Genomic DNA, 11981 nt, shown 5'->3' on the forward strand with positions numbered 1-11981 from the left:
GTGAACCGGTCAAATCGGGATCAGCTGATGCGGGGCGGGCGCCACAACCCGTTCGGGTCGCGGATCGGGACGGACTGCACGTAGTGGAAGACGATCGTGCTGGCGAATGCAGCGGGACGGCTGACGTCGGTGCGGGCAGCCGGGTGATAGAGACTGCCGAACTGGCACTGGGCGGTCACCTTGCACGCCACGCCCTTCGCTTTGGCTTTCGCGTGATCGGTGGGCGACGCTTTCATCGAATCGCAGTCGCTCATGTCGGCGGACAGGGTCATGCCCGTGTCCGCTTCCATCGCCATCGTGTACTGCATCGGACATTCACCGGTCAGGCCGCTGGCTGCCAGCCCGCTGATGGGCAGCACCGCGCAAAGCAGCAGCAGGATGAAGGTCCGAAACAGTTTCATGGCGACGATTATAGCGCGGCGGTTTGCGGTGTGGCGCGGCGGCGTGCGCGGCGTCGCCTCCGACGCGTCACAGCTAGTGCGCCAGGCCGTCCGCCGCCAGCACCTGCTGCACGGCCGGCCGTGCCCGCACCCGTTCGTACCACGCGCGCAGGTGCGCGTACCGGCTCAGGTCGATGTCCGCGTGATACACCGAGCGCATCCAGTCGGCCTTGCCCCACCCCGTCAGCGCGAACAGGTACGCGTCGGCGATCGTGAACGTGTCGCCCGTCACGTAACTGCGGCCGTCGAGTTGCCGGTCGATCCACGCGAAGCGGCTGTCGAGCTTCTGCCGCGCCGGGTCGACATATTTCCCCGCCTGCACCGCGTACAGCAGCGGAATGAAGCCCTTGTGGATCTCGGTGCCGAGAAAGTTCAGCCATTCCATCAGGCGATAGCGGGCAAGCGTGCCGTACGCGGGCGCGAGCCCCGCTTCGGGGCGGCGGTCCGCGAGATACTGCGCGATCACCGGCCCTTCGCGCAGCGTCGTGCCGTCGTCGAGTTCGAGCAGCGGCACGTAGCCGAGTTCGTTGACGTCGTAGTAGCCGCGGCCGTCCTCGATCCGATGCTTGCGCGCGTCGACCGTGACGATCCGCGCGTCGAGATCCGCTTCGTGCAGCACGATGCGAATCGCCTGCGAACAGCTGCCGGGAGCGTGGTAGAGCTTCATGTGTTTCCTTGGTGGAAGGTGCGTGTATCGATTCGCCGCGACGCGGGCGCTAATATCTCGCATCGGCACCATGCCGGGAAGACGGCAGTTGTTTGTGCCGTAGTCACAAAAACGTTACCGACCAAGGGCCAGCAGCATGAAAACGAGTGCGACAGGATGTTCCGTGGAAGAAGCGATGCGCCTGCTCGGCGGCCGCTGGCGGCTGCTGCTCGTGTCGTATCTGCTCGACGGCACGAAGCGCTTCAGCGACCTGCGCCGCGACATGCCGGGCATCTCGCAGCGAATGCTGACGCTCGATCTGCGCGCGCTCGAGGACGCCGGCTTCGTGCGGCGCACCGTGTATCCGGAAGTGCCGGTGCGCGTCGAGTACGATCTGACCGCGGACGGCGACCGGCTGCGGCCCGTCGTCGAGGTCATGCGCGAATTCGGGCTGTGGCTGAAGGCGCGCGATGCGCATGGCGAGGTCGAAGCGGAAACCGCGCTGGCCCGATAACCCCACATCGAGAGACACATCATGGAACTACACGCTACCGTCGGCGCGGCCACATCCGATATCGACGACGATGAAAGCTGCGCGAACATCTATTGCCACGACGCGGAGCAGAACTATTGCTTCTCGCTGCTGCGCTTTCCGGAGGAAACGTCGATCGAGGTGATGGTGCTCGACCAGCTCACCGCGCACGTGAAGGACCTGACGGTGCGCCTCACCGGCAACACGCTCGACGTCGAACTCGATGAACGCACCGCCGCGAGGCTCGACGGCAATACGCATTACGTGATCCATCTCGCGCCCGGCGAACACGATCCGGTCGTGCTGCGTGCCGCGCTGAAGGAAATCTTCGACGGCAAGAGCGGGTATCGCGACGACAGCGCGAACGCGTAAACCAGCCCGCTTCGCGCTCATTCACATCAAACGATTTCGCCCTTCGCCCATGACACGCTCGTTGCGACGCCAAACGCTGCTCCGCCGCTGCGCATCGCTGCTCGCCTGCTGCGCGACCGCGACCGCCGCGCACGCCGTCACACCGCTGCTCAGCTTCAAGGTCGACGACAACGTCACCGCCCGCGTCGAGCGCCGCGACGGCACGCGCATCACGATCCGCTTCCTGCCGAGCGGCAAGACGCAGACGCTCGACGTCGGTGTGTCCGACGAGGAAGGCCATTACCGGCTCGCGTCGGACGACTACAACTTCGACGGCCATCGCGATCTCGCCGCCTACGCGATGCTCGGGATGGTCAACGAAAGCTACGGCATCTTTCCGTACGATGCCGCGCGGCAACGATTCGAGCCGCTGAAACTGCCGGCGGCCGACACGCCGCACGGCAACTGCGACGGCCTGATCAACGTCCAGGCGAAGCCGAAGGCGCGCACGCTGTACAGCGCGTGCCGCGGCGGGCCGATCTGGTACACCGACGCGTACCGCTTCGACGGCAACGGCAGGATGTATCTGTATCAATCCAGCGAAGCGATTCCCGACGATCTGCGCGACCTGTTCGACGGCGACGCGGGCCCGTCGTCGATGCTGCTGACCTACGACGAACACGGCAAGCGCGTATCGCGTCGCCCCGACGCGTACGGCGGCGGCAAGGTCACGTTCAAGGTGCGCCCGGCGCGCCTGCCGCTGCACGACGCGATGAACGATGCGCCGACGCGCCGCTATGTGGTCGCGGGCGATACGCTCGAGCTGATCGACACCAGTGCCGACTTCCAGTGGCTGAAGGTGCTGTATCGCAATCCGCGCGGCGGCAGCGCGCAGGGTTGGGTCAGTGCGAAGGACGCGACCGGCGGTTGAATCACGACGCGGCGACCGCGCTCACCCTGCCTTCGCCGCGCCTTCCCACATATTGAGCGCACAACGTCCCATTAATAGGGATATCTGTCCAAATGTTGACGCGCTTTGCGCCACGGCCCTAACGTTCGCCCAATTGCCGTTGGATACGGCCGCCCCGCCATGCGGGCACCGGCCGGCACAGAACACAGGAGACAACCGTGGCCCATTCCGCGTCACGCACGCATGCCGACCCGTCGGAGCACACGCGCGCCGACATCGCACCCGATTCCGCCACCCGCCTGTCCGCGTCCGCGGCCACGACGGCCGCCTTCACCGCGCCACCGAGCCGCAAGCGCCTGATCATCCTTGCGCTGCTGTTCGTCACGGTCGTGATCAACTATCTCGACCGCAGCAACCTGTCGATCGCCGCGCCCGCGCTGTTCAAGGCGCTGAACATCGACCCGGTGCGCGCGGGCCTCGTGTTCTCCGCATTCGGCTGGACCTACGCGCTGATGCAGATCCCCGGCGGCTGGCTCGTCGACAAGGTGTCGCCGCGCGTGCTGTATGCGGGTGCGCTCGCGCTGTGGTCGGCCGCGACGCTGCTGCTCGGCTTTGCCGGCTCGTTCGTCGGGCTGATCGTGCTGCGGCTCGCGGTCGGCGCGCTCGAAGCGCCGGCCTATCCGATCAACAACCGCGTGGTCACGACGTGGTTCCCGACCCGCGAACGCGCCAGCGCGATCGGCGGCTACACGTCGGGACAGTTCGTCGGCCTCGCGTTCCTCACGCCCGTGCTCGCCTGGCTGCAGGTGCATCTCGGCTGGCACATGGTGTTCGTCGCGACCGGGCTCGCCGGCATCGTGTGGGCCGCGATCTGGTACGCGGTGTATCGCGAGCCGCGCGCGTTTCGCGGCGTCAACACGGCCGAGATCGCGTTGATCCGCGACGGCGGCGGCCTCGTCGATCTCGAGGACCGCATCGCCGCGCGCACCGAACGCACGCCGTCGACGTGGCGCGACCTCGGTGTCGTGCTCGGCCGGCGCAAGCTGTGGGGCATCTACCTCGGCCAGTTCGCGCTGAACTCGACGCTGTGGTTCTTCCTCACGTGGTTCCCGACCTACCTCGTCAAGTACCGCGGGATGGACTTCATCAAGTCGGGCTTCCTCGCGTCGCTGCCGTTTCTCGCCGCGTTCGTCGGCGTGCTGTGCTCGGGCGTGCTGTCGGACTGGCTGATGCGGCGCGGCGCGTCGCAGGGCTTCGCGCGCAAGCTGCCGATCATCTCGGGGCTGCTGATCTCGACCTGCATCATCGGCGCGAACTACGTCACGTCGACGGGCTGGGTGATCGCGTTCATGACGATCGCGTTCTTCGGCAACGGCTTCGCGTCGATCACGTGGTCGCTCGTGTCGGGGCTCGCGCCGGCGCGGCTGCTCGGCCTCACGGGCGGCGTGTTCAACCTGATCGGCAACCTGTCCGCGATCGCGACGCCGATCGTGATCGGGCTGCTCGTCGACGGCGCGGACTTCTCGCGCGCGATCACCTACATCGCCGCGATGGCGCTCGCCGGCAGCCTGTCGTACGGGCTGCTGGTCGGCAAGGTCGAGCGCATCGACGCCTGAGCGTCGCACGGGCGGCACCCGCTACGCAGCCAGCGCGACCGCCTTGATGTTGAACGCGCGCAGCAAGTCCTCGCGGAACGCATCGACGACCGGTTTGCCGCTCGCATTGCGCTTCATCGCGAGATGCAGCGGCACATCGAAGCCGAACGTCGCACGACCGACGGCCTTCACGAGCCCGCGCTGCTCGAACGGCTCCGCGTAATGCGCGGGCAGGTAGCCGAGATGGCCGCCCGACAGGATCAGGATCGTCGCGGCCTCGATGCTGTCCGCACTCGCGGTCACGCGCCGCTCCGGCAGCGGACACTGCTCCTCCGGCACCGGGTACGTACGCCACACCCAGTCGTGCGCCTGCAGGTCGTCCATCGACACCGGCTGCGACGCATGGAACAGCGGATGACCGCGACCGCAGTAGATCACCTGCTCCTCGGTAAACAACGGCGTGTAGTCGAGCCCCGGCACGCGATGCCAGAAATACCCGATCGCGAAATCGAGCTGGTTGTTGACGAGGCCTTCCTCGAGTTCCTGCGGCGAAGCGACCTTCATCGAGAACGTGACGGCCTGGTCGCGCTTGCGGAATGTGCCGATCGCGTCGGCGACGCGCGCATTCTCGACGAGCGGCGCCTGCCCGATCAGTCCGATCGACAACGTGCCGACCAGCTTGCGGTCGATGTCGCGCACGCGCGCGACGAACTCGGACGTCGCCGCGACCAGCGTGCGCGCCGTGGCCGCGAAGCGTTCGCCCTTCGATGTCAGTCGAAAGCCGCCGCGACCGCGGTCGCACAGCTTGAAGCCGACCCGCGCTTCCAGCGCGGAAAGCTGCGTGCTGATCGTCGACTGCCGCACGCCGAGCGATGCCTCGGCGGCCGTGATGCCGCGCGCATCGACGACGGCCAGAAAGACCCGGATGAGCCGGAGATCGAGATCGGTGGTATTCGAGAACATGCTTCAAGCCGCTGCGCGTTCGCGCGTGTCGGGCCGGCACGATGCCGGCCAGGTTCGCCGATGGACCTGACCGGACGCGCGCCGTCATCGGCAACGGCACGCGCCATACCCGTCGTTCCTGCACGACCGTCGCCTACATCGGGAAGCCCATCGACTTGAGCCCGTTGATCCACGCGCGCTTCCAGCCGCCTTCGGCATCCGCGCCGTCGAACGCATGGAACGTGATCTTCGCCGCGACCCAGCGCATCGGCTCGGGCGGGATGTAGCTCGGGCTCTGGTTCGCGATGTCGAGCTTGCGCTCCGGGCTGTCGCGATCGAACAGGATGTTCAGACCCATGAACGCGCCGAACCGGCTCGCCGCGACGCCGAAGCCCGTGTAGCCGGCGACGAACACGGCCTTGTCGCCGAGATAGCGCTTCGCGAACACCGAGCCGCGCGAGCAGTAGTCGATCGGGCCGCCCCACGCGTGCGAGAAGCGCACGTCGCTCAGTTGCGGGAACGTGCGGTAGAACGCCTCCGCGAGCCGGTAGTAGGTTTCGCGCTGGCCGTCCTGATGCGGTTCCGGGTCGCCGTCGAAGTGATAGCTGACCAGCCCGCCGAAGATGATGTTGTTGTGCTTCGTCAGCCGGAAATAGTTGAGCTGCGTACGCGTGTCGTACACGCCCTGGCGATTCTTCCAGCCGATCCGCGCGAGCTGTTCGTCCGTGAGCGGCTCGGTCGCGAGCACGTGGTCACGCACCTGCATCACGCGGCGGTTGATGTCGGGAATGCCGACCTTTGCCGTGCCGCTGCCGAACACCACACGCGGCGCGCGCACACTGCCCTTCGGGGTCTTGACGAACACCGTGCCGCCTTCGTCGGTCACGGTCGTGAGCGGCGTGTGCTCGTACAACTTCACGCCGAGCGACAGCGCCGCGCGCTTGAGCCCCCACGCGAGCTTCGCCGGATGCACGATGCCGCTGCGGTTGCGCGACCACAGCGCGCCCGCGAACAGCGGCGAGTTCAGTTGTTCGAGCGTTTCCTCGCGATCGAGCAGCACGACGTCGTGCCCGTATTCGCGATGCAGGTCGTAGTCGCCCTTCAGGTGCGCGATGTGCTCCGGGTCGACCGCCACCGTCATTTCGCCGTTCCACTCGATGTCGGCGTCGATGTCGTAGCGCTTCAGCGTTGCCTCGAAGCCGTCGAGGTTGTGGTGGCCGAATGCCTCGAGCTGCGCGATGTCGTTCGGGAACACGCGCACCGCGTTCGGCAGCCCGTGCATCACCGACGTCGAGATGATCCCGCCCGCGCGGCCCGATGCGCCGTGCGCGACCTTGCCGGCCTCGATCAGCACCACGTTCAGGTGCGGCATCTGTTCCTTCGCCTGCACGGCCGCCCACAGCCCGGTGAAGCCGCCGCCGACGATCAGCAGGTCGGCCGTCACGTCGCCGACGAGTTCCGGCTCGGTGGCCGGTGCGGCCGGGTTGTCGAGCCAGTACGGGAACAGCTTCGTATTCGCGAGCGCCTCGGCGGCGCTCAATGCGACCGGTGCGCGACGCGCGGCGTGCGCGTGTGGCGGTGCGGCTTGTGTTGCGTCGTTGACTTCCATTTCCATGATCCCAACCATCCCACGTGATCGCGGCCCGCGCCTATCGTGCCTATCGTGCCTATCGTGCTGATCGTGCTCGCGCGGCGTGCCGATTTCGCCGATTTCGCCGATTTCGCCGATAGCGACGATCGGCGCCTGCACCGCAAGGAGCGATGCGTCCCGTCGGCGGAAACGCGACGAACGTCGCTTGCGGTCGATCCAGAACGCAGCCGCTGCCGGGCGCGCGTCAACCTGACGACGACGCCACGGCGGCGGCTGCTTACCTCACGACTTCTCGAGCAGCACGTAGAACTTCTTCGCGTCCTCGATCGTCTCCCAGCGGCCCGCGAAACCGGCCGGCAACAGGTAGCCCTGGCCCGGCGTGAATTCCTTGCGGTTGCCTTCCACGTCGGTCAGCGCGATCCGGCCCTCGACGAGCCACACCGCTTCGTCCGCCGCGGTTTCCGGGAACTCCACCGAGCCCGCCTTGCCTTCCCACCAGCCGATGAGGTAGCTGCCGCTCTTGCCTTCGGCCGCGCGCCAGTCGCTTTCGTCCATCCCGAAGTCGAGCTTCGTGAATTCGCCCATGCCTGCGCCCAGCGGCAGGATGTCCTTGATCAGTTTGGTCATCTGAATCTTTCGTCTCTCGATTGAAAAAAGCAGAGACAAAGTTACTCATTTACACTGCCCCGGTATGCCCCCCTTCGGGGGGGACAAGCTGCGTTTTCCGGGGCAAACCGGTCGGCAGGACACCTGCCGGTATTTCCCCCTAATGACGTTTCAGGCCGCAACCGCTAGAATCGCGGCGCTTTTCACCCGGGGGAACCGCATGCTGCTCAACGTGAACCCCTTCCACCGCGACTCCGAGCGCTTCAACGTGTCGTTCAAGGCGCTGGGCGAGCTGATCGAGACGGTCGGCACGCCGCACTTCGTGCCGCGCCTCACGCAACTGCTGAACGACGTGGTGCCGCTCGACGTCGCGCACGTCGAACGCTCGCGCGTCGACGGCACGATGCCCACCGGCTACCGATGCGAATGGATCGGCAGCAGCGGCATCGGCACCGGGACCGCCGAAATCTCCGACGTGATGACGCTCTACTACGAGCGCTTTCTCGACAGCGACCCGCTGTTCGCGGGGCTGCGCGGCAAGACGGGCACGATGCTGGTGGTGCGCGACATCGCGGCGATCCCGCCCGGCGAATTCCGCCAGCGGCTGTTCGACGACGTGCATATCGGCCACGAATGCGTGCTCGCGCGCGGCACCCGCTATGCGCAGCATTCGATCGCGCTGGAGCGCGGCCGCGACCGCCCGCCGTTCACGCTCGCCGAGATGAACCGCTTTCGCAGCATCAGCGACGTGCTGTTCCCGCTGCTCGAGCTGCACGCGTCGACCACCGCCGCGCGACGCGTCGCGCATCCAATGCCCGAAGTGCATCCGCTCGCGCAGTTCGATGCGCGGGTCGCGGCCGACGGCGTGAAGCTGTCGAAGCGCGAGTACGAAACCTGCAAGCACCTGATCTCCGGCAAGACCGTGCCGGAAACCGCCGACATCCTGGGCGTGCGCGTCGCGTCGGCCGAGTCGTACGTGAAGCGCGCATTCGCGAAGCTCGGCGTGCGCACGAAGCGCGAGCTCGCCGCATGGGGCTCGGCCGCGCCGGCGTTTCCTGCCGCCGCGGCGCACGACGACGAAACCGCCACCCCGCCCGCGATCGCGGGCTGATCCGGCCGGTCGCCGACCGCCCGCCGACGGTTGCGCCGCGTCGATGCGGCGGCGCCACTCGCATCGAGACCCGTCGATGTAAACGTTGCGACTTCAAAATCTTCGCGCCCGCGTTCTCCTCTACCATCGGCCGATCGTTTTTCACCAGAAAGAGGAGACGGCCCCATGCACCGCGAACTGAACCAACCAATGGGCGGCAACGAGATGCCGCGCTTTGGCGGCATCGCCACGATGATGCGCCTGCCGCAGGCCGACACGACCGACGGCCTCGACGTGTGCTTCGTCGGCGTGCCGCTCGACCTCGGCACGTCGAACCGCTCGGGTTCGCGCTTCGGCCCGCGCCAGATCCGCACCGAATCCGTGCTGCTGCGCCCGTACAACATGGCCACGCGCGCCGCGCCGTTCGATTCGCTGCAGGTTGCCGACATCGGCGACGTCGCGACCAATCCTTACGACCTGAAGGATTCGGTGCGCCGCATCGAGGACGCGTATGACGAGATCGTCGCGAACGGCTGCCGGCCGATCACGCTCGGCGGCGACCACACGATCGCGTGGCCGATCCTGCGCGCGCTGCACAAGAAGTACGGCAAGGTCGCCGTGGTGCACGTCGACGCGCACGCGGACGTGAACGACACGATGTTCGGCGAGAAGATCGCGCACGGCACGCCGTTCCGCCGCGCGGTGGAAGACGGCCTGCTGCAATGCGACAAGGTCACGCAGATCGGCCTGCGCGGCACCGGCTACCACGCGGACGATTTCGACTGGTGCCGCCAGCAGGGCTTCACGGTCGTGCAGGCGGAAGCATGCTGGAACCAGTCGCTCGCGCCGCTGATGGCGCAGGTGCGCGAACGCATCGGCGACACGCCGGTGTATCTCAGCTTCGACATCGACGGTCTCGATCCGTCGTTCGCGCCCGGCACCGGCACGCCGGAAATCGGCGGCCTGTCGGTGCAGCAGGGTCTCGAGATCATCCGCGGGATGAAGGGGCTGAACATCGTCGGCGCGGATCTCGTCGAAGTGTCGCCGCCGTACGACCCGACCGGCACCACCGCGCTCGTCGGCGCGAACCTCGCGTACGAGATGCTCTGCGTGATGCCGGGCGTCGCCTACCGCTAATCCGATCGACAGGAAAACCGTCATGTCCACCGCTGAGCTTTCCCCTTCCGTCGCGACCATCGTGCTGCCTGCCGCCCGCATCGCCGACCGGTCCGTGCACACGCATTCCGATGAAGCCGGCGCGCCGATCTTCAATGCCTCGACCGGCGAGGCGATCGGCTGGCAGGAATTCGCGACGACCGCGCACGTCGACGCCGCGGTCCGCGCCGCGCACGACGCGTTCGCCGGCTGGCGCGACACGCCGCCCGCCGAGCGCGGCCGCCTGCTCGCGAAGATCGCCGAGCGCGTCGAAGCCGGCCGCGAGCGCCTCGCGGCGCTGCAGATGCAGGTGAGCGGCAAGCCGCCGTTCGAGGCCGACGCCGACGTCGGCGACGTCGCCGCGACGTTCGCGTACTACGCGCAGCTGTGCGAGAACCCGGCGCTGTTCGCGGCCGAGCCGGTCGCGCTGCCGAGCGACGCCGTCGCGGCCGAGCGCTTCCACGACGCGGTCGGCGTCGCCGCGCTGATCATGCCGTGGAACTTCCCGATGGTCACGACCGCGTGGAAGCTCGCACCCGCGCTCGCGGCCGGCTGCACGGTCGTGATGAAGCCGTCCGAACTGACGTCGCCGACCGAACACGCGCTGCTCGACCTGATCGCCGAAGCCGGCGTGCCGGACGGCGTCGTCAACGTCGTGAACGGCGGCGCCGAGGTCGGCGCGGCGCTGACCGCGCATCCGCTGATCGACAAGATCTCGTTTACCGGCAGCACGGCCGCCGGCCGCAAGGTCATGCAGGCCGCGGCCGAGGACATGAAGCGCGTGACGCTCGAACTCGGCGGCAAGTCGTCGCTGATCGTGCGCGACGATGCCGATCTCGACGTCGCGGTGTCGCTCGCCGTCGCCGGCGCGTTCACGAACGCGGGCCAGATGTGCTCGGCCACCGCACGCATCCTCGTGCACGACAGCCTCTATCGCAGCTTCATGGCCGCGTTCGAGACGGCCGTGCGCGCGCTCGTCGTCGCGCCGCCTGGCACCGGAGAGGTCGCGATGGGGCCGATGATCTCGGCCGCGCAGCGCACGCGCGTCGAGGCGATGCTCGAGCAAGGCATCGCGGCGGGCGCACGCGTCGCGTTCAGCGGGCGCGTCGCCGAGGCCGGCGGCAACGGTTTCTTCATGGCGCCGGTCGTGGTCGCGGAACCGGCTGCCGACAACCTGCTGTGGACCGACGAGGTGTTCGGCCCGGTCGCGTGCGTGAAGTCGTTCCGCACCGACGACGAGGCGATCGCGCTCGCGAACGACACGCGCTACGGGCTCGTCGCGACCGTCGTGACACGCGACGCGGAAATCGCGAAGCAGTTCCAGGCACGCGTGCGCGCCGGGCTCGTGTGGATCAACGCACCGCAGCTGATCTACCCGCAGGTGTGCTGGGGCGGCTTCGGGCTCAGCGGGATCGGCCGCGAACTCGGCGTGACGGGCCTGCGCAGCTACCAGGAACTGCGCCACGCAATGCGCGCGATCGATTGACCTGGGCGGCCGTTCAGGCCGTTGGCGGTGCCGTGCCGGGTGGAGCGGTGCGGCACCGCGGCCCGTGCCAACCACGCCGGATGCCGAAACCGTAGGGCACGGCAGCCCGGCACGTCTTCGGCACCGTCACCCTCGATGTGCAGCGGCTTCGGCCTCGGTATCGTGATACTCGACGAACGCCGCGATCTTCCCGTTTTCGATCGTGATCAGGTGCACCCAGTCGTCCTCGTAAGTGCGCCCGGTCGCGTGGACACGCCAGCGCTGCGTGCCGAGCACGACGACCCGGTTGCCGCTGGCGATGAACTCGAGCGGCTCGAACCGTTCCGCGGTCTGCGTCGCCGCAAGCGCCGCGAAGAACGCCGCGACCTCCTGCGGCCCCTGTCGTCTGCCGACGAACGGAACGAGGTCCGCGGGCCCCGGGATGAACCAGTCGACGCTGTCGGACAGCGTCTGCAGAATGCCGTCGATATCGGCCCTGCCGAACGCCGCGTACGCCTGCTGCACCAGTTGCACGTTGCTTTGCTCGCTCATCGCGCCCTCCCGTCATCGCCGGTTCGCCGGGTCGCGGCGCGAAGTTCGGGCCGCAGACAATTCAGCATAGTCGAACGGTGGAGCGGCACACTTAGGGTTCGCGAGC

At 67.6% G+C, this 11981-nt stretch carries 13 protein-coding genes; 7 read left to right on the forward strand and 6 right to left on the reverse strand.

All coding sequences use genetic code 11. The features are described 5' to 3' along the window. Nucleotides 1-20: 20 nt before the first annotated feature. Entirely contained in the window at nt 21-401 is a 381-nt protein-coding gene (locus U5771_RS20805; protein WP_322025717.1) for a hypothetical protein, read from the reverse strand. Nucleotides 402-474: 73 nt separating this feature from the next. Next, entirely contained in the window at nt 475-1107 is a 633-nt protein-coding gene (gene gstA / locus U5771_RS20810; protein ID WP_322025718.1) for a glutathione transferase GstA, read from the reverse strand. Between the two features lie 136 nt (nt 1108-1243). Between gstA and U5771_RS20815 the strand changes: the two genes are divergently transcribed. From U5771_RS20815 to U5771_RS20830, 4 genes are all read left to right on the forward strand, one after another. Then, on the forward strand, nt 1244-1600 hold the full coding sequence (locus tag U5771_RS20815; protein WP_322025719.1) for a helix-turn-helix domain-containing protein: 357 nt from the start codon (nt 1244-1246) through the stop codon (nt 1598-1600). Nucleotides 1601-1621: 21 nt separating this feature from the next. Continuing rightward, nucleotides 1622-1990, forward strand: a complete 369-nt coding sequence (locus U5771_RS20820; RefSeq protein WP_322025720.1) for a hypothetical protein — start codon at nt 1622-1624, stop codon at nt 1988-1990. Between the two features lie 49 nt (nt 1991-2039). Beyond that, entirely contained in the window at nt 2040-2900 is an 861-nt protein-coding gene (locus U5771_RS20825; protein WP_322025721.1) for an XAC2610-related protein, read from the forward strand. A gap of 197 nt (nt 2901-3097) precedes the next feature. Continuing rightward, nucleotides 3098-4495, forward strand: coding sequence for an MFS transporter (locus tag U5771_RS20830; RefSeq protein WP_322025722.1), 1398 nt, complete (start codon nt 3098-3100; stop codon nt 4493-4495). A 21-nt stretch (nt 4496-4516) separates the two neighbouring features. On the opposite strand, the gene U5771_RS20835 is transcribed toward U5771_RS20830, so the two are convergent. The 3 genes from U5771_RS20835 to U5771_RS20845 all read right to left on the reverse strand — a co-directional run bounded on the left by U5771_RS20835 (nt 4517) and on the right by U5771_RS20845 (nt 7634). After that, nucleotides 4517-5437, reverse strand: a complete 921-nt coding sequence (locus tag U5771_RS20835) for a LysR family transcriptional regulator (protein WP_322025723.1) — start codon at nt 5435-5437, stop codon at nt 4517-4519. A gap of 133 nt (nt 5438-5570) precedes the next feature. Continuing rightward, nucleotides 5571-7031: an FAD-dependent oxidoreductase gene (locus U5771_RS20840; protein ID WP_322025724.1), complete on the reverse strand. Its 1461-nt coding sequence runs from the start codon at nt 7029-7031 to the stop codon at nt 5571-5573. 258 nt (nt 7032-7289) lie between these two features. Next, complete coding sequence (locus tag U5771_RS20845; RefSeq protein WP_322025725.1) at nt 7290-7634, reverse strand: cupin domain-containing protein; 345 nt, start codon at nt 7632-7634, stop codon at nt 7290-7292. Between the two features lie 199 nt (nt 7635-7833). Between U5771_RS20845 and U5771_RS20850 the strand changes: the two genes are divergently transcribed. From U5771_RS20850 to U5771_RS20860, 3 genes are all read left to right on the forward strand, one after another. Further along, complete coding sequence (locus U5771_RS20850) at nt 7834-8724, forward strand: helix-turn-helix transcriptional regulator (RefSeq protein ID WP_322025726.1); 891 nt, start codon at nt 7834-7836, stop codon at nt 8722-8724. A 165-nt stretch (nt 8725-8889) separates the two neighbouring features. Then, nucleotides 8890-9840 carry an agmatinase gene (gene speB, locus U5771_RS20855; protein ID WP_322025727.1) on the forward strand — a complete coding sequence of 317 codons (951 nt, stop codon included), beginning with the start codon at nt 8890-8892 and terminating at the stop codon, nt 9838-9840. Between the two features lie 22 nt (nt 9841-9862). Continuing rightward, a complete protein-coding gene (locus U5771_RS20860; RefSeq protein WP_322025728.1) occupies nt 9863-11344 on the forward strand; it encodes an aldehyde dehydrogenase family protein in 1482 nt (493 codons plus the stop codon). 126 nt (nt 11345-11470) lie between these two features. Here the strand turns inward: U5771_RS20860 and U5771_RS20865 are convergent, their stop codons facing one another. After that, on the reverse strand, nt 11471-11875 hold the full coding sequence (locus U5771_RS20865; RefSeq protein WP_322025729.1) for a nuclear transport factor 2 family protein: 405 nt from the start codon (nt 11873-11875) through the stop codon (nt 11471-11473). Nucleotides 11876-11981 lie beyond the last annotated feature (106 nt).

This window comes from Burkholderia sp. BCC1977 (assembly GCF_905339595.1).
In the GTDB taxonomy this organism is placed as follows: domain Bacteria; phylum Pseudomonadota; class Gammaproteobacteria; order Burkholderiales; family Burkholderiaceae; genus Burkholderia.